14 protein-coding genes and 2 pseudogenes are annotated in these 17329 nt (G+C 68.0%); 10 read left to right on the top strand and 6 right to left on the bottom strand.

Annotated elements, in window-relative coordinates:
* Positions 1 to 309, top strand: a 309-nt coding sequence (locus tag Q8W71_RS30520; protein WP_305529035.1) for an integrase core domain-containing protein, incomplete at its 5' end; no start/stop codon positions are given.
* Positions 310 to 334: 25 nt separating this feature from the next.
* Positions 335 to 469: pseudogene (locus Q8W71_RS30515) on the top strand (IS5/IS1182 family transposase); the annotation flags it as partial.
* 51 nt (positions 470 to 520) lie between these two features.
* Here Q8W71_RS30515 and Q8W71_RS30510 read toward each other — a convergent pair.
* The 6 genes from Q8W71_RS30510 to Q8W71_RS30485 all read right to left on the bottom strand — a co-directional run bounded on the left by Q8W71_RS30510 (position 521) and on the right by Q8W71_RS30485 (position 9261).
* Positions 521 to 1102, bottom strand: a complete 582-nt coding sequence (locus tag Q8W71_RS30510; protein WP_305529132.1) for a glycerol-3-phosphate responsive antiterminator — start codon at positions 1100 to 1102, stop codon at positions 521 to 523.
* A 3-nt stretch (positions 1103 to 1105) separates the two neighbouring features.
* Positions 1106 to 2659, bottom strand: a complete 1554-nt coding sequence (locus tag Q8W71_RS30505) for an FAD-binding oxidoreductase (protein ID WP_305529131.1) — start codon at positions 2657 to 2659, stop codon at positions 1106 to 1108.
* Between the two features lies 1 nt (position 2660).
* On the bottom strand, positions 2661 to 4337 hold the full coding sequence (locus Q8W71_RS30500) for a glycerol-3-phosphate dehydrogenase/oxidase (RefSeq protein WP_305529130.1): 1677 nt from the start codon (positions 4335 to 4337) through the stop codon (positions 2661 to 2663).
* Positions 4334 to 5872, bottom strand: coding sequence for an FGGY family carbohydrate kinase (locus Q8W71_RS30495; protein WP_305529129.1), 1539 nt, complete (start codon positions 5870 to 5872; stop codon positions 4334 to 4336). The genes Q8W71_RS30500 and Q8W71_RS30495 overlap by 4 nt, the downstream gene beginning before the upstream one ends.
* Positions 5873 to 5874: 2 nt before the next feature.
* Complete coding sequence (locus tag Q8W71_RS30490) at positions 5875 to 7335, bottom strand: MFS transporter (RefSeq protein WP_305529128.1); 1461 nt, start codon at positions 7333 to 7335, stop codon at positions 5875 to 5877.
* 687 nt (positions 7336 to 8022) lie between these two features.
* Positions 8023 to 9261, bottom strand: a complete 1239-nt coding sequence (locus Q8W71_RS30485; RefSeq protein ID WP_305529127.1) for a LacI family DNA-binding transcriptional regulator — start codon at positions 9259 to 9261, stop codon at positions 8023 to 8025.
* Here Q8W71_RS30485 and Q8W71_RS30480 point away from each other — a divergent pair.
* The 8 genes and pseudogenes from Q8W71_RS30480 to Q8W71_RS30445 form a co-directional block, all read left to right on the top strand.
* Complete coding sequence (locus Q8W71_RS30480; protein WP_305529126.1) at positions 9246 to 10100, top strand: ABC transporter permease; 855 nt, start codon at positions 9246 to 9248, stop codon at positions 10098 to 10100. The two genes, Q8W71_RS30485 and Q8W71_RS30480, sit on opposite strands and share 16 nt — an antisense overlap.
* 137 nt (positions 10101 to 10237) lie before the next feature.
* Complete coding sequence (locus Q8W71_RS30475; RefSeq protein ID WP_305529125.1) at positions 10238 to 10888, top strand: ABC transporter permease; 651 nt, start codon at positions 10238 to 10240, stop codon at positions 10886 to 10888.
* 9 nt (positions 10889 to 10897) lie between these two features.
* Positions 10898 to 11683, top strand: coding sequence for an ABC transporter ATP-binding protein (locus Q8W71_RS30470; protein ID WP_305529124.1), 786 nt, complete (start codon positions 10898 to 10900; stop codon positions 11681 to 11683).
* Positions 11684 to 11715: 32 nt separating this feature from the next.
* On the top strand, positions 11716 to 12822 hold the full coding sequence (locus tag Q8W71_RS30465) for an ABC transporter substrate-binding protein (protein ID WP_305529123.1): 1107 nt from the start codon (positions 11716 to 11718) through the stop codon (positions 12820 to 12822).
* A 130-nt stretch (positions 12823 to 12952) separates the two neighbouring features.
* On the top strand, positions 12953 to 14266 hold the full coding sequence (gene hpsN / locus Q8W71_RS30460; RefSeq protein WP_305529122.1) for a sulfopropanediol 3-dehydrogenase: 1314 nt from the start codon (positions 12953 to 12955) through the stop codon (positions 14264 to 14266).
* On the top strand, positions 14263 to 15030 hold the full coding sequence (locus Q8W71_RS30455; protein WP_305529121.1) for an SDR family oxidoreductase: 768 nt from the start codon (positions 14263 to 14265) through the stop codon (positions 15028 to 15030). The genes hpsN and Q8W71_RS30455 overlap by 4 nt, the downstream gene beginning before the upstream one ends.
* Before the next feature lie 25 nt (positions 15031 to 15055).
* Positions 15056 to 16066, top strand: coding sequence for an alcohol dehydrogenase catalytic domain-containing protein (locus tag Q8W71_RS30450; RefSeq protein ID WP_305529120.1), 1011 nt, complete (start codon positions 15056 to 15058; stop codon positions 16064 to 16066).
* A 739-nt stretch (positions 16067 to 16805) separates the two neighbouring features.
* A pseudogene (locus Q8W71_RS30445) lies at positions 16806 to 17329 on the top strand (helix-turn-helix domain-containing protein); the annotation flags it as partial.

Below are 17329 nucleotides of genomic sequence, written 5' to 3'. Positions count from 1 at the left end.
CAGTACACGTCGCTGGCCTTCGGTAATCGCTGCCGGGAGGCGGGTGTGCGCCCGTCGATGGGTTCGGTCGGCGACGCCTACGACAACGCCATGGCCGAGAGCTTCTTCTCCACCCTCGAATGCGAACCGCTCGCCCGCCGCCGCTTCCGCTCGCAGGCAGAGGCGCGCATGGCGGTCTTCAGCTACATCGAGGCCTTCTACAATCCGCTGCGCCGCCACTCGGCGCTCGGCTACCGCTCGCCCATCGTCTACGAGCAGGAGACCGGGTCAAAACCGTCAATCGAGACCCTGCTCAGCCAAGCCCCCTGAACCGTCCACAAAAACGGGGCAATCCCAGACCTTTGCTTGGCTCAACCGTTGTCGGAGGCTGGCCAAGGACTGGGAATGCCGCTCGCGCACCGCCCGCGCCTTCCTCCTCCTCGCCTCCATCCGCCTCATGACGCGAAAGCTCTGCCAAACCACAATATGATCCCGGACGGACTCTCAAAGGCGCGAGGAGTTCGTGTCGTGGATCAGGGGGCTACCTGAGTTCTCGTGCAGTGAGCTTCCACAATTGCTGATCGCTCGTCGAAACAGCGACGGCTCCGTGGCCCAATGCCCCTACGACGCCTGCACGATTGCAGACGAAACCCGACGCGACGACGGGCGGCATGCCTTTCCGGCAGTTCGCTGGGATGTGGGGGAGCATTGGCGCTGGCATGAGTTGAACGAGATTCGGCTCGCTCTGCTGGATAGCGGTGAGGCTTCGCGGCAGGGTCGACCGGTCCGTGACGAATACTTTCTGCACCGACAGCAACCCGGAGCGCCGGGCGCGCTGGATCGTGGCCACGCGCGTCGAAACGATCCCCTTCGCCCCCGCGTCGGCCAAGTAATCGACCCCGCCACGGTCCTGGGAGAGGCCGTCGCAACTGTCGATGTTGACGATCGCATACTTGTCGGCCTCGGCGAGCGCCGCCAGCACCGGCTGCAGACGACGCAGCTCGATGTTGGCGACGATCGCGATACCCGCGGCGCTCTTCAGGAAAGCGCCTAGCTGCTCCGCCCCATAAAGCGTGGCGATGACAGGGCTGTGCGCCAAGCGCTTGGCGAGCGACGTGTCCATCCCTCAGGGGCTTACTTCACCCGGCAGGACATCCGTCAAGCCGAGTTTGCCGGGATTGAGGATGCCCTTTGGATCGAGCGCGCGCTTGACCGTTTCCAGCACGGGGAAGGCGCTGCCCAAGCCCTCGCGCATATAGGGGGCGCGCAGCATTCCGATGCCGTGGTGGTGGCTGAGGGCCGCCCGGTGCTTGATGAGTACGGTGTTCGCCGCGTCCCAGGCCTTGCGGTACCATTCGGCCCGCTCCCCGACCGCGACCTCGCCCCTGAGGGAGAAGTAGAGGCAGGCGCCGTCGACATAGGCGTGCGACTGGTGCGCCGACCCGGCGAGCGTGCCCGGGACCGCGGCGATGGCAGCCACGACCTCGTCGTAGATCTGCGGAAGCTGGCTCCAGGGCCCCGTCATCTCCAGTGTGTCGGAGACGAAGCCGGGGCTCGGCGTGAAGCCCTCGCTGCTTTTGCCGGTAAGGTAGCGGGTGTCGAGCCAACGCTCCAGCGTCGCGTCGCCGTCCAGCACCGCACCCCGTTCCGCGCAGACCTGCCCGCTGATCGCCATGACCGCATCGACCATCTCCCGCGGTCCCTCGTCGGCCACGAGAAGCACGTTCAGGTCCGGTCGGCCGAACTGCAAGCCGCTCTCCAGTCCGTCGTACAGCCGCAGGGCCGCCGGGTTAGCTCCACGCTGCATGATCTCGCGGCAGGCGTCGAGGCCTAGAGCGAAGCTCGTGAAGCCGTAGGCGATGGCACGGCCATAATCGGGCAGGCGGTGGAGCTTGAGGCGTAGCCGCACGATCACGCCCAGCGTCCCCTCGGAGCCGATGAACAGTTGTAGGAGGTCCGGCCCCAACGCCGCGCGGGAGTAGCCACCCAGCGTCACGAGGCTGCCGTCGGCTAGGACGACGTCCATGCCGTAGACCATGTCCTCGATCTTGCCGTAGCGGGTCGAGAGCTGGCCAGCGCCCCGGCAGGCGGCCCAGCCGCCGACGGTGCTGATGGCATAGGAGGATGGCCAATGGCCCATTGTCATGCCGTAGTCACGCTGGATCGCCTCTTCGAACAGGTCGCCGAACATCCCGGTCTCGACCTCGACGATCTGGCTCTCGTGGTCGAAGCCGATCATCCGGTTGAGGCCGCAGACGTCGAGGACGATGCCGCCGCGCACGGGGAGCGCCGCGCCGGTGACGTTGCTGCGACCCGCCGAGACCGTCACCGGCAACGCGGCCGTGTGGGCGATGCGCATCACCGCCTGCACCTGGGCCACGGTCGAGACCTTCACGACGGTCGCGAGCGGCGTCGCAGGCTTGCCGGCGGTCTCGGTGATCATCGAGCTCGCCCACCAGTCGCGGGTCGAGGCGACCACGTCGGCGGTCTCGGTGACGACCGAGTCGGCCGCCTGCCGGAGGGCGTCCAGTTCGGCCTCACTCACGGCCACCGGATCGCGTTGGAGGCCCGGCGTCGCGGTGGGGGCGGGGGCCCGTGCCGCGAAGGCCGGCTGCGTCGGCGCCCCGACCACGTAGCGGCCCCGGTTGTACCCGCGCCGAATCGCTTCTTTGCTCAGCATGTCACGCTGCTCCCATAAGGATGGTTTTTTCCCGCTCGACCGCCGTGCGGTACCTGGCGACCTGATCGGCGGTCGCCTCTGCGGAGAGGCCGAGTTCGGCCTGCAAGATCTCGCCGACGCGCGCCGCCGCCTGGGCGGAGGCATCGCGGGCCTTCAGCCGCGTTCGCATGCGACGCGACAGGACGTCATCGACCGTGCCCGCGAGTTCGTGGCGGATGGCATAGACGACCTCCCCCTCGGTGTAGGGCAGGCCCTCGACGATGGGTTTCGTCAGCCGCGGATCGTTCGCCAAGATGTCGCTGACGAAGCAGGCCTCGGTGCCGTAGCGTTCGCCGAGATGGGCCTCCAAGCCGCCGGAGGCGACGATGGCCTGCGGATCGTAGCCGGCAGCGCCCAGCAGATAGGCTGACTTGGTCTTGCAGGCCCGCTTGCCGTCGATCACCCGCTGGGCGGCGTCGACCGTCTGCTCCGCCATGTGGCGGGAGGTGGTGAGCTTGCCGCCGACGATGGTCACCAGACCGTCGGCGGCCACGTCGATCTTGTGGTCCCGTTTGACCTCCAGCGTCTTGCCGCCGGGCGGGGCGACGAGGGGTCGGCACCCTGCGATGCTACCAACGGCGTCCTCCGGCTGGAGGTCGGTCTTGAGGGCCGAGCGTGCGCCTTCGAGGAGGAAGTCGAGATCCTTGCGCGTACAATGCACGTCGTCGAGACTGCCCTCGTAGTCCTCGTCCGTGGTGCCGAGATACGAGACATCGCCCCAGCGGGTGATGGTGGCCCGCCGGCTCCGGCCGGGGACCGGGATCGTGACCGTGCAATCGTTGCGAATCTTCAGCCAGGGAATCGCCACGTGGACACCCTTGGCCGGGCGGATGTGGAGGCTGCGCTCGGCGCCCTTGCTCAGGCCGGCCCAGTCCCGCAACCACACGCCGGTTGCCATGATGACGACGCCGGCCCGGACGCGGATCTCCCGCCCGTCCGCCTCGATCACCGCGCCGTCCACCTTGCCTGCGGCGTCCCGGGTGATGTCGCTCGCCTTCGCGTGATTGGCCACCGCCGCTCCGTGGAACGCGGCGGTCCGCGCCAGCGTCAGCGTGAGCCGCGCGTCGTCGACCCGGGCGTCGAAGTACATCAGGCCGCCCGTCAGCCCTTCCTCCCGGAAAGTCGGGCAATGAGAAAGAACCTGCTCACGGGTGAGGGTCTGGTGGAGGATCCCCTCCCGCCAGCCGCCGGCGAGGTCGTAGGTCCAGAGCAGGCCCTCGAAGGCCTTCGCGAAGCGCTTGTCGAAGACGCCGTTGCGCTCGAGGATGGGGAAAAGGAACGGCAGGCGCTGCACGAGGTGGCGGGCATTGCGGCGCAGGCGCTGCCTCTCGTGAAGTGAATGCCGAACGAGGCCCAGGTTGCCCTGCTCGATGTAGCGCAAGCCCCCGTGGACCATCTTCGATGATTTGGACGAGGTGCCGCTCGCGAAGTCGTCCTTCTCCACGAGGGCGACCCGGTAGCCGCGCAAGCTCGCATCAAGGGCCGCGTAGGCCCCGGTGACGCCGCCGCCGATGATCAGCATGTCGAACGTCTCGTCGCCCATGCGGTCGAGCTGCTCCCGGCGGTCGAGCCGGAGAGGGTCGCGCAGCGTCATCGCCGCCGCCTCTCGCCGGGGGCGTCGGGTGGGAAAGAACTTCATGTTGGAGAGGGCTCCATCTGTCCGCAGAGGTCGGCATGGTTCAGTTCGGCCCTGACCCGCGCGTGCCACAGCGCTCGCTGGGCGTCCCGCGTCTGGCGGTCGAGGCGGGGCGCGAAGACCTCGTCCCCGCCCTCGGTGGGTTTGAGGACGGGTATTCCGCCCCACATCAGGCCAGAGGAGCCCGCTAGGAATGCGGCACCCCGCAGGCTTGCGCGGGCGGTGTCCCGCTTGCGCCGGATGGGCACCCCCGCGAGGTCCGCCTGCATCTGCAGGAGGTCGTCGCTGCCCGACAGGCCACCGCCAACGATCAGTTCGTCCACGGCGACCCCCGCCACGGCCTCGTCGGCTTCCACGCAGGTGGCGACGGAATGCGCGATTCCCTCCAGGACGGCACGGGCCACCTGGGCACGGGAGGTCGCCATGGAGAGGCCGGATAGCGAGGCGCGCGCCTTCGGCTGCATCGCGGGCACCCGCATCCCGGTGAGCGCCGGGAGGAAGGCCACGCCGCCCGTGTCCGCCGCCTCGGAGGCCGCGCGGCAGAGGGCGGCGGCGTCCTCGAACCATCCGAGCCTGTCACAGAGCCAAGCCAGGGCAGAGCCGGTCGTCGGCACGAAGCTCTCGACGGCGTAGTGCGTCGTGCCGTCCTGGCGGCGGGCGCACATCGCCGTCGTCCCCCGGTGGAGGCCCGGCCTCATCGGCCGATCGGGACCGGTGATGAGATCGACGAAGCTTCCCGTGCCGTGGATGCACATCGCCTGACCCCGATGGAGGCAGCCGAGGCCGATGGCGCCGGCATGCTGGTCCCCAAGGCTCGCCAGGATCGGGACGTCGATCCCGAGCAGGGCCGGGTCGGTGCGGCCGAGATCGTCCGCGTCCTGCCGCAACTCCGGCAGCAGGTCAGCGGGGAAGGCGACGGCCTCCAACCAGTCGGTGCAGTAGCGGTGCCCGGCCAGCACGTAGGCGCCGGCCGAGGTCGCGTTGGTGGGCGTCGTGACGTAGGTCCGGCCGGCCGTCAGTTGCCAGAGCAGCCACGTATCGACCGTGCCGAAGCCGAGGCGCCCCCGGCTGAACGCCCCCGCCACCGCGTCGCTCTCACGGATCTGCCGGACGGCCCAGTAATACGGGGACCGGCCGCCCGTCGGGCGCCCGGCCTCCGCCATCAGGCGCTCGTCCCAGCGTGCACCGAGATGATCGAGTTCGGCGGCGTAGCGGGTGTCCTGCCAGACCATTGCAGGCGCGAGCGCCCGACCGGTGCTGCGGTCCCAGAGCACGCTGGTGGCACGCTGGGTGGCGAGCGCAAGGGCCACGATACGCCGGCCCTCGTCTCGGGCCCGCCCGATCGTCTCCCGGCAGGCCGCCAGCGTCCTGTCGAGCAGGACGTCGGCATCCTGCTCGACGACCCCCGGCCGGGGGGCCTCGACGGTCAGCGCCTCGTAGTGGAGGCAGCCGACCTCGCCATCGACCGAGACCGTCGCGGCACGGGTGCCGGACGTTCCCGCGTCGATCGCCAGGATCACGTCGTGCGATCCGGACATGGTCAGGGCTTCGCGACAGCGGAGTGCAAGATCGGCGACAGCGCGCCGACCCGGTCAGCCGCGAATTGCGGCGCGTCGGGCTCATTGTCGGGGTTGATCGTGGTCCGGGTCGGATCCCAGCGGATGGAGAAGCAGATCAGGCTCGCCAGGAAGGGGACGGCCGACAGGATCAGGAAGGTGTTGTTGAGGCCGTAGCGCTCCCGGAAGATCGGGAAGATCAGCAAGCCGACCGCCGCCCCGATCGAGCCGAGGGCGCCGATCACACCGTTGGCGCCTGCCCGCAACTCCCCTCGGAAGGAGAGGGAGGACAAGCTCTTGCCGTTGGCGCCGGGGCCGCCGGAATGGAACAGAATGAAGAGCGAGGGCACGATGGCGGCGGCCCAGATCGGCAGCTTGTCGCCAAACAGGCCAAGGATCAGCAGCATCACGAACACCGCCGCAAAGCCGAAGGCCGCGGCCCGGCGCAGGCCGAGCGCCCGTCCGATGGCCGGCGAGAGGAAGCCGCCAGCGATGCCGAAGACGTTGAACAGCAGCGCGCCGAGCGTCGCAAAGACGAATTCCTTCCCGAAGAGCGCGGCGCTGATCAACGGAAGGTACCAGCCGATGGCGAAATACTGGATTGATTGGCCGATCTGGACGGTGGCGGCCAGGATGGTCCGGGGAAGGTACACGCCGCGGAAGATGAGGAGGACATTGGCGAGGCCGCGCCGGGCTTGGTTCAGCACGGGGTGGCGTTCCTCCAGGGCCGCGGCGGCGAAGGTCACCCCGTAGATCCGGCTCATGGCCCGCGCCGCCTCATCAAGGCGTTCCTTTCGCGCAAGCCAGATCGGGCTCTCGACGAGGAAGGCGAACTGGAGCGCGAACAGCGCCGCGCCGAGGATAGCGATCATGCCGACGGAATAGCGCCAGATCGAATCGCCGACATTCCAGGAGTAGAACAACAACGCCAGGAGCAGATTTGTGCATACGGCCGCGTACCACATGCCCTGCCAAGTATTCAGACGGCTTTTGAACCGTGCGGGCGTGAATTCGGCTAGCACCGCCATCGCGATGGCGAAGTCGATGCCGTAGGCCGCCCCGGCGAAGAACCGTCCGATCAGTATGGTCTGGAACGAGGGGGCGAAGGCCACGAGCAAGGCGCCGACGATGGCCAGCACCTTGGCCAGGATGAGGGGACGGACGCGGCCCCAGCGATCGGCCATGGCGCCGCCGATCGGGTTGAAGGCAATGGCGACCCAAGATGCGAAGGACGTGAGTAGCGCGACATCCGTCGCTGTGAGCTTCAGGTCCTTGGTCATGGCGCCGAGACCGGCGCTGAGAGCGGAATTCGAGAACGCGTCGAGGAACAGGCCGCCTAATGCGAGCCACCAGATTACTGCAGCACGACCCTGGATACCTGGGCGGGAATCGATGAACGATATGACATCGTCGATCCCGCGAAGCCTGATTATCACGGCTTTCATTGCGACCTCCCAGCATATCTGCAAGAGGTCGCGCGCAGAGCTTGATGCGCAACTAAGACCATCTTACAGATAGTCTTAAATCTTGCTCTGCGGTGATGACGTTAGCGATCAACGCATCGGCTGTCAACGGGATGACATGGCGCCTTTGGATACCGTTTCCGGCTCGCGGAGACGCCACACGTGAATACTAACAAAAGAAGCGATTGGAACAGTGTATTATTATCGCGGACTGCAGTGTCTGAATGGTTAGTTTCCTTGAAGGCAGCCACAGCGCTTGCGGCATATTAGAGCCGATCGTTGAGCGTCCGCATTCTTATGAAAAGCTCCCGAAACCGGAACAGCAGAAATCCACCCATCTGAGGCATTCAAGTGATCGATGCGTGGCGGCAGATGGCCGAAAGCGGCCCGACCGTTTCGGAGAAAGAAATCAGGAAAGCTACAACCTTCTCGCTTCTCAGCTTTGCCTGACCCAGCTATTTCAGATGCGGCTAGGCACAGCCGATGGTCGATCTCTAGAATGCGATAAATCTCTTGTCTATGATCGGATATAATCTCTGTTTATAAATTCGTAATTGCCTACTATACATTGATGATAGACTCGAGTTACTCATATTTTTTATTATCCGTGTCATTACATCGACGCACTCCAAAATATTCGATCAGATATAATTGACTCAGTCGAGTAGATCACTTGACGCCGTGCCGATGCCCAGCGAACGGCTGGCCGGTAGGCATCAGAAGCGGTCCAGACGAACGGCGCTCGATCAGCTCGATCGGCATCTCTGTCCGACGCGCGCGTGATTCCCCGCGAAGGCGGGCCAGCAGATGCTCGGCGACTTCTCGGCCAAGCTCCGCTGTCGGAAGATGTATTGTCGTGAGGGACGGCGCGATATGGCTAGCAATCTCGAGATTATCGATCCCGACGACCGACAGATCGCGGGGAATGGTCAGGCCACGTTGTTTGGCCTCAAGAAGCACGCCGACGGCGAGAAGATCGTTGCCGCACACCACCGCCGTCGGGGGCTCGGCGAGCCCCAGGAGCTGTAGGAGGCCGGCCCGGCCGCCAGCAAGCGAGAAGGGCTGCTGCGATACGCGAGCGTTCGAGAACTCGATTCCCTCCGCAGCGAGTGCACGCCTCACACCATCGATGCGCAGGCGCGCGCGGTCGTTGGCCTGGGTGAAGCCTGAGACCATACCGAACCGGCAGTGACCCTTTGCGAGCAGGTGCCGGGCCGCGAGATAGCCGGCCTGCGCGTTGTCGAAGCCGATCGAGTCGAGCCGGTCATCGAACGACCATGTCAGCACCACTGGGATCGGAGCTTCGGTGACGAGGGCCCACGTCGCGGGCAGATGGTCCGCGCCGACCAGCATTAGGGCGTCGACGCCGCGACCGAGCATGGATCGGACAAGCACAGCTTCCTCGACGGCCGAGTATTCGTGCGCCGCGATCAGGAGCTGATAGCCGTTTCGGGCCAGGGTCGTCTGCAGCGCCTGGATCGCGCGCGCGAAGATCGAGTGGTCGAGTGTCGGGATAATGGCTCCGATGGTATGTGTCCGGCCCGATGCGAGGGCCTGGGCCGGACCACCAGGCAGGTAGCCGAGCGACTCGGCCGCTGCGCGCACCCGGCGGATCGTGTCCGGATGGACGATCGCGGCGCCGGCCATCGCGCGTGAGGCGGTCGCAGGCGACACGCCCGCCCTCTGAGCAACCGCCTGCAATGTCGCGCGCTGCTGACGTTTCACGGCAAGACACTCTGGGTCGAAGTCGGATCCCCGCCACCCTGTGATGAATGCGCATTCAGTGAAACGCAACAGCCCCAGCAAAATATGCTCATCCCACAGCGGGTTCGCGCTGCGGCATTGTCGATCGATAAATACCGGCGGTTGACAAACCGCCGATAAAACGGACAATGAAAGCGCATTCATTGAATGCTCATGCGGTGAGTCGCGAGAAGACTGCCATCGCAGCGCGAGGAAACGCCGTGAAGTTCAGCCGCCGCATGTGCGTCGGCATGGCGACGCTCGTCGTCATCGCCGTCCTCTGGTACGTCGCGACCACCGGTCTCGGCCTGATCTCGGCAGGGCGGTTTCCGGCGCCCGGCGACGTGGAGACGGCGGCGGTCCAAGCCTTCGTTCGCGGCTATCCCGATACGACACTCCTCGTCCACGTCCTGCACTCGCTCCGGCTCGTTGCCCTTGGGTTCCTCGTCTCGGTGACGCTGGGCGTCCCACTCGGCCTGCTGATGGGCTGGAACCCCACGGCCGAGGCTCTCATCAACCCGGTCTTCCTGCTGCTGCGCCCGATACCGCCGCTTGCCTGGATCCCGCTCGCCATCCTGTGGCTCGGCCTGGGCGACGGGGCCAAAGTGATGGTCATCGTCATCGCGGCGCTGCCTCCGGCGGTGATCAGCACCCAGGCCGGCGTGCGGGGCGTGCCACCGCAGATTATCGAGGCGGCGCAGATGCTCGGCACCCCGCGACTGCGCTTCGTCACGGACGTGCTGGCGCCGGCGGCGGCGCCGATGATCTTCACGGGGCTGCGGCTGGCGCTCCAGGCGAGCTGGACCACCCTGGTCGCGGCCGAGCTCGTCGGCTCGCTCGCGGGGCTCGGCTATGTCCTGAACGTCGCACAGCAGGATCTCTACCCGGGCATGATCCTCGTCGGCATGGCCGCCGTCGGCGTGCTCGGTGCCGGCAGCACCGCGCTGCTGGGGATGGCCGAGCGCCGGGCGATCGGCTGGGCGCAGCTGCGGGGGGCGGCATGATCGCCTCCCGCCAGCCCCTGCCGCTGCACCGCAGCCTAGCCCTCGGCGCGATTGGCACCCTGGCCTTCCTTGGCTTCTGGGCGTTCCTCGCCCGGTCCGGCCTCGTCTCGCCGCTGTTCCTTCCGGGACCGGTTGCCGTGGCGGAGCGCTTCGCGACCCTGACCGAGAGGCCGTTCGCGGGGGGCACGCTCCCCGCCCATGTCGCCTCCAGTCTGCAGCGGTTCATGGTCGGCTACCTGCTCGCCGCTGCGGTCGGCGTGCCGCTCGGCTTGACGATGGGCTGGTCGCGCCTCCTCGACGACATTGTCACGCCAATCTTCGACGGGCTGCGCTTCATCGCGCCAATCGCCTGGGTGCCCTTCGCCGCCCTCTGGTTCGGCACCGGGATCGGTGGCCCGATCCTGATCATCTTCGCGGGCGCCTTTCCGCCCTGTCTGATCAACGCCTATCGCGGCGCCCGCTACATCGACGCGCGCCTGCTGGAAGCCGCCGAGATGCTCGGAACGCCGGGCTACCGGATGATCGCCGAGGTGCTCCTGCCGGCCGCGCTGCCCTCGATCGTCGCCGGCCTGCGCATCAGCGCGGGCCTGGGGTGGCAATCGCTGGTCGGCGCCGAGCTGATCGTAGCCTCGACGGGGGTCGGCTACATGATGGTGCAAGCCCAAGGGGCCGTCTCGACCGCGACCGTGATGGTCGGAATGGTCGCGATCGGCCTCGTCGGCGTGATCATCGACGTCGCGTTGCGCACGCTCGAGACCCGCCTCCGCCGGCATCACGGGCAGTCTTGAGGTGATCCGATGAGCGCAATCCGGTTCGAGCGGGTCGAGAAGAGCTTCGGGAGCCACGTCAAGGCGCTCGACGGCGTCGACCTCACGGTGGCCGACCGCGAGTTCGTGGCCATCGTCGGCGCCTCGGGTTGCGGCAAGACGACCTGCCTGCGCCTCGCGGCCGGGTTCGAGGCCCCGACCGGCGGCCGGATCACCGTCGGCGGACAGCCGGTCACCGAGCCGGGTCCCGACCGCGCCGTGGTGTTCCAGCAGTTCGCGCTGTTCCCGTGGAAGACCGTGGCGCAGAACATCGCGTTCGGGCTGCGCAACAAGGGCATGCCCGCCGCCGAGCGCCAGGAGCGCGTCGCCGCGGCGATCGACATGATCGGCCTCTCGAGCCACGCCGACGCCTACCCGCACCAGCTCTCCGGCGGCATGCAGCAGCGCGTCGCCATCGCCCGCGCCTACGTCCTCGAGCCCGAGGTGCTCCTCATGGACGAGCCCTTCGGCGCCCTCGACGCCCAGACCCGCGTGGTGATGCAGGAGGAGCTGGTCCGCCTCGCGCGCAAGAATCCGCGCACTGTCCTGTTCATCACCCACGGGGTCGAGGAGGCGGTCTACCTCGCCGACCGGGTCGCGGTCATGACCAAGCGCCCGGGGCGCATCAAGGAGATGATCGACGTCAAGGCGGTCCGCGAAGCGGAACGCTGGGAGGAGCACGCCCGCATTGAGGACGTGATGGACCTCGAATCGTTCGTCCATCTGCGGACGCACATCTGGAAATCGCTGCGCGAAGAGAAGGTGGCCGGTCGGTAAGCCGGCGGTCTGCGATCCGAGGGAGAGGCGACATGACCGAGATTCGAGGCAACGGGTGCCGGGGCGGCCGGCGGCGGGCATGGCTCCTGGCGGGCACTCTCGCGCTGGCGCCGGTGGTCGCGCCGGCCCTCCCGGCGAGGGCCGCGGAGTCCGAGCGGATCGGCGTGTCATATCAGCCGTCGCTCTACTGGGCGCTGCCCTTCTACATCGCCACGCAGAAGGGTTGGTGGAAGGAGGTCGGCCTCGAGCCAACCTTCGCGGTCTTCCCCGCCGGTGCGCCCCAGGTCGCCGCCGCGCAGGCGGGATCTTGGGATGTCGGCGGGACCGGTTCCGTGCCCGCAATCCTCGGCGCGGCGCGCTTCGGCCTGCTGACGATCGGCCTCACCAATGACGAATCGAAGACCAACGCGCTGATGGTGCGCGCCTCACGGCACGATGCGATCCTCAAGGATCCCAAGCAGCTCGCCGGACAGAAACTTCTTGTCACAACCAACTCCACCGCCGATTACGCCGCCCGCGCCTGCCTCCGGAAGTGGGGCCTCGGCCCGCGCGAGCTGCGCTTCGTCAACCTCGGACAGGCGCAGATCATCTCGGCGATGATCGCCGACGCGGGCGAGGTGGTCGGCGTCTGGGCTCCGAACACCTACACGCTGGAGGAGAAGGCCAGCGCGCAGGTCCTGTGCAGCGGGGCCGACGCCGACGCCATGGTGCCCGGCGCCCTGATCACCCGCGCCGACTTCGCCAAGGCGCATCCGGACGCGGTCGCCAAGTTCCTCGCGGTCTATCTCCGGGGCTGGGGCTGGGCCAAGGCGCATCCCAAGGAAGCGCACGACATAGCCAAGCGCTTCTACGCCGAGGGCGGCGTCGAGGCGTCCGACCACGCCATCGACCAGGAATTCGCGCTGCGCCCGACCTACGCCCTCGACGCGCAGCTCAAGGCGATGGCGCGCGCGGACGGCCCCTCGCAGGTCGACGGCTGGTTCTCGCGGATCGGCACGTTCATGGCCGAGGTCGGCACCATCGCGCAGGCGCCCGATGCCAAGGGATACATCGACGACGCCTTCATGAAGCGCGTCGCGGCCGATCCGAAGCTCCGGGCCTTCGCCACGGAGTTCGACGCGGCCGCAGCCCCGCACTGAGCGCGAACTGTCGCCGGGCGCGCAGCGCTGCCGCCAGGGGGGCCAGCCCGCGCCGTGGCGGACCCCGGCTCCGCCCTCCCGAAGGGCGCCGTCTGAATTCGTTCGAGACATCCGTAAAGAGGCAGGGATCATGACGATCGACTACGCCAAGCGGGCGACCAAGACGCCCGAGACCGAGACCGACGCGGCGCGGCAGGTCGTGACGGAGATGCTCGCCGCCATCGAGGCGCGGGGCGAGGAGGCGGTACGGGACTATGCCCGTTCCCTCGACCGCTGGACCGGCGAGATCGTCGTGACCCCCGAGGAGATCGCCCGGCGCACGAAGGACATCCCCGAGCGCGTCAAGGCGGACATCGCCTTCGCGGCAGGGCAGGTGCGGCGCTTCGCCGAGGCCCAGCGCGACAGCGTCCAGGACTTCTCGGTGGAACTGGTGCCGGGCCTCGTCACCGGCCAGAAGCTCGTCCCCTGCAATGTCGCGGGGTGCTACGTGCCCACCGGACGCTACGCGCACATCGCCTCGGCCTACATGTCGGTGGCCACCGCCAAGGCGGCCGGCGTACCGACGGTCGTGGCCTGCTCGACGCCCTTCCGCGGCGAGGGCATCCACCCCTACGTGCTGTATGCGATGCAGGTGGCTGGCGCTGACGTGATCATGACGCTGGGCGGCGTCCAAGCGATTGCCGCGATGGCCTTCGGGCTGTTCACCGGCAAGCCCGCCGACATCATCGTCGGGCCGGGCAACAAGTTCGTGGCCGAGGCCAAGCGGATGCTGTTCGGCCGCGTCGGGATCGACGTCTTCGCGGGTCCCTCTGAGGTCGGGATTATCGCCGACGAGACCGCCGACCCAGCGCTCGTGGCCTCGGACCTCGTCGGCCAGGCCGAGCACGGACACGAGAGCCCGGCTTGGCTGTTCACCACCTCGCGTGCCCTCGCGGACGACGTGATCGCGCGGATGCCGGCGCTGATCGACGCCTTGCCGCCCACGGCGCGGGACGCGGCCGCCGCCGCGTGGCGCGACTACGGCGAGGTGGTGGTTTGCGGGAGCCGCGAAGAGATCGTCGCCGTCTCCGATCGCTACGCGAGCGAGCATCTGGAGGTCCACGCCGCCGACCTCGACTGGTGGCTCGCGCAGCTCAGTAATTACGGTTCGCTGTTCCTCGGTGAGGAGACCACGGTCGCCTTCGGCGATAAGACCTCCGGCCCGAACCACATCCTCCCGACCAAGTACGCCGCCCGGTATTCCGCCGGGCTGTCCGTGCACAAGTTCCTGCGTCCGCTGACGTGGCAGCGCATGGACCGGGCGGCCTGTAAGACCATCGCCCAGGCCACGGCCCGAATCTCGCGCCTGGAGGGCATGGAGGCCCATGCCCGCACGGCCGACCACCGGCTCGCGAAGTATTTCCCCGGCCATGGCCTCGATCTCGGCGAGGCGGTGACCGCATGACCTTCCGTCTGACGCGGCTGTTCGATCTGACCGGGCGGACGGCCCTGGTGACGGGGGGCAATTCCGGGCTCGGGCTGGCGCTGGCCCGCGCGCTGGGCCTCGCCGGGGCCGGGCTGATCCTGACCGCCCGCCGCGAGGCCGACCTCGCGGCGGCGGCCGAGGACCTGCGGGCCGAGGCGATCGCCAGCGAGGTCCTGCCCGCCGATCTCGCGGAGCCCACCGCGGTCGCCGACCTCGTCGCGCGGCTCGACAGCCGACCGGTCGACATCCTCGTGAACGCCGCGGGGATGAACCTGCGCCAGCCCTTCGCGGCGGTGACGGCAAAGGCCTTCGACCGGCACATGGCTCTGCATGTGCGCGCACCCTTCCTGCTGACCCAGGCCCTCGCGCCGGGGATGGCGGCCCGCGGATTCGGGCGCGTCATCAACGTCGCCTCCCTGCAATCCTACCGGGCTTTTCCGGACTCCGCGCCCTACGGGGCCGCCAAGGGGGCGGTGGTGCAGCTCACCCGCGCCATCGCGGAAGCGTGGTCGGCGCGCGGCGTGACCTGCAACGCGATCGCGCCCGGCTTCTTCCCGACGCCGCTGACGCAGGCGGTGTTCGCCGATTCCGAGCGCGCGGCCCGCAACGCCGCGCAGACGGCCTGCGGCCGCAATGGCGAACTCACCGACCTCTACGGCGCGGCGGTATTCCTCGCCTCCGAGGCCTCCACCTACGTCACCGGGCAGACGCTGCCGGTCGATGGGGGATTCACCGCCAAATGAACACCCGGTTGTCCGAGGCCCCGCAATGAGAGCGCTGATCTACACCGGGCCGAACGCGCTCATTGTCGACGACGTGCCAATTCCCGTACCGGGGGCCGGCGAGGTGCTGGTGCGGGTCGAGGCGGTCGGCATCTGCGGTTCGGACATGCATGCCTATCACGGTCACGATGCCCGGCGCCCCGCCCCACTGATCCTCGGCCACGAGGCCGCCGGACGGGTCGCGGAGGGGCCGCGGACCGGCGCGCGCGTGGCGGTGAATCCGCTGGTCACCTGCGGAAACTGCCCGGCGTGCGAATCCGGGCGCACGCACCTGTGCCCAAGCCGGCAGATCCTCTCGATGCCCCCGCGCCCAGGGGCCTTCGCGGACTACGTCTGCGTCCCCGAAAAGAGCCTCGTACCGATCCCGGACGCGCTGTCGACCACGCACGCAGCCCTCACCGAGCCGCTTGCCGTCGCCTACCACGCCGTCAACCAGGGGGCGCGGCTTCTCGGCCGCCCTCTGGCGGGGGCGCGTTGCGTGGTGCTGGGCGGCGGCGCGATCGGTTTCGGGTCGGGGCTGGTCCTGGCCATGCAGGGGGCGGGCGAGGTCGTGATCATCGAGCCGAATCCCGAGCGGCGCACCGAAGCCGCGCGCGGCCTCCCCACGGCCCGCTGCCTAGCGCCCGACGATGCCGAAGGTCCGATTCCCGACAGCGCCGACCTGATACTCGATGCCGTCGGCAGCGACGCGACGCGGGCCAAGGCCAGCCAACTCGCCCGGCCAGGGGCGGTCATCGTGCACATCGGGCTTCTGCCCGGCGAGCGGGGGCTGGATGTTCGCAAGATCACGCTTCAGGAAATCGTGGTCTCGGGCAGCTACTGCTACACGATGCAGGAGTTCCGCGACGTGGTTGACGCCCTCGCGGATGGCCGGCTGGGTCCCCTCGACTGGACCGAGGAGCGCCCTCTCGTCGCGGGCGCGGTTGCCTTTGCGGACATGGATGCAAGCCGCGTTGCTGCGCCGAAGCTCATCCTTCGTCCGGACGCTCCAGCTTGACCATATACGTCGCACGAACGGAGCATCGTACCCGAAGCCGGCCCCACCACTGAAATCTGGGCCAGTTGGCTGAGATCCCGATACCCGGCCTTGCGCAGGCGGGCCCGCAGCGAGGCCTTCAGGAGTCCGCGGCCGAATCCTGACGTCGAGTGATGCTGTATCGCGGCAGGCGGCAGCACCTCGAGCAGCGAGAGCCGCACGCTAACCTCGTCAAAGTAGTATCGGACCTGATTGAGCGAAGCGATCGGCCGAGCATCGCCGCCGCCGGTAGGGCGATTTCAGCCTTCCCGCAACGGCTCGCCATCGTAGGCGTTCCAGATGTCCGCTTGTCCTCCGTTCAACTGGCTACGAACGAGCGAGGCTGGCCGATTTCCGGCCACTTGGGTCGGGCGTGAGGTCGCTGGATCGCTTGCCGTATATGGAACCGGCCGAACTGGAGATCCGGAGGCGCAACGAATGTGTCTGCTTTGCGGCACGCACACCAGCTCAATGAACGACCGACATGGGCGCGAAGCGTAAGGTCGGCTTTACTCGCTGAAGGCTGTTCCCAGCTCCAAAAAGCGTCGCCGAGAAAATCCCCTGCTCGCTGACGCAGATTCCCTGCAGGCATCAATTCTCTTCCCTGCTTCCAAGAGTAGGGAAATCGGCGCCAAGCCACTGCCGAGGCGAGGCTAGAGCTATTTCCGAGCAGGTTGCGACGTGGGACTGTTTGCGGCGTTGCCGTGTGAAGGAGCCGCTGATGCCTTCACCGTTGTCCCTGGATCTGCGCGAGCGCGTCGTGGCGGCCGTGGCCGAGGGAGCGTCCTGCCATCAGGTTGCCGCGCGCTTCGGGGTCAGCGTATCGAGCGCCTGCCGCTGGTCGGAGCGCTTCCGCCAGGACGGCCACGTCGCCGCCAGGCCGTCGGGTGGCGACCATACCTCGCACCGCATCGAGGCGCATGCCGGGCTGATCCTGGCGACCTACGAGGAGCGGCCGGACCTGTTCCTGCACGAACTGCGCGACGCCCTGGCCGGGCGCGGCGTGCCCACCAGCACGAGCGGGCTGTGGCGCTTCTTCCGGCGGCATCGGATCACCCGTAAAAAGGGGCGGTCCACGCCGCCGAGCAGGCGCGGCCGGACGTGAGAGCGGCCCGCCAGGACTGGTTCGAGGCGCAGCCCGATCTCGATCCCGACACGCTGGTGTTCATCGACGAGACGGCCACCAACACGAAGATGGCCCGCCGCTATGGCCGGGCGCCGCGCGGTCATCGCTGCCGGATGGCC

The organism is Methylobacterium amylolyticum (genome assembly GCF_030700245.1).
GTDB lineage: Bacteria > Pseudomonadota > Alphaproteobacteria > Rhizobiales > Beijerinckiaceae > Methylobacterium.
The sequence above is the reverse complement of the archived record's forward strand: the minus strand, read 5'-3'. Positions and strand labels throughout refer to the sequence as shown.

Coding starts and splice junctions, on each gene's coding strand:
- Q8W71_RS30485 (WP_305529127.1), bottom strand. CDS start 9,261: ATGAATGCGCTTTCATTGTCCGTTTTATCGGCGGTTTGTCAACCGCCG.
- Q8W71_RS30505 (WP_305529131.1), bottom strand. CDS start 2,659: ATGCTGAGCAAAGAAGCGATTCGGCGCGGGTACAACCGGGGCCGCTAC.
- Q8W71_RS30465 (WP_305529123.1), top strand. CDS start 11,716: ATGACCGAGATTCGAGGCAACGGGTGCCGGGGCGGCCGGCGGCGGGCA.
- Q8W71_RS30455 (WP_305529121.1), top strand. CDS start 14,263: ATGACCTTCCGTCTGACGCGGCTGTTCGATCTGACCGGGCGGACGGCC.
- hpsN (WP_305529122.1), top strand. CDS start 12,953: ATGACGATCGACTACGCCAAGCGGGCGACCAAGACGCCCGAGACCGAG.
- Q8W71_RS30470 (WP_305529124.1), top strand. CDS start 10,898: ATGAGCGCAATCCGGTTCGAGCGGGTCGAGAAGAGCTTCGGGAGCCAC.
- Q8W71_RS30490 (WP_305529128.1), bottom strand. CDS start 7,335: ATGAAAGCCGTGATAATCAGGCTTCGCGGGATCGACGATGTCATATCG.
- Q8W71_RS30500 (WP_305529130.1), bottom strand. CDS start 4,337: ATGAAGTTCTTTCCCACCCGACGCCCCCGGCGAGAGGCGGCGGCGATG.
- Q8W71_RS30495 (WP_305529129.1), bottom strand. CDS start 5,872: ATGTCCGGATCGCACGACGTGATCCTGGCGATCGACGCGGGAACGTCC.
- Q8W71_RS30480 (WP_305529126.1), top strand. CDS start 9,246: ATGAAAGCGCATTCATTGAATGCTCATGCGGTGAGTCGCGAGAAGACT.
- Q8W71_RS30450 (WP_305529120.1), top strand. CDS start 15,056: ATGAGAGCGCTGATCTACACCGGGCCGAACGCGCTCATTGTCGACGAC.
- Q8W71_RS30510 (WP_305529132.1), bottom strand. CDS start 1,102: ATGGACACGTCGCTCGCCAAGCGCTTGGCGCACAGCCCTGTCATCGCC.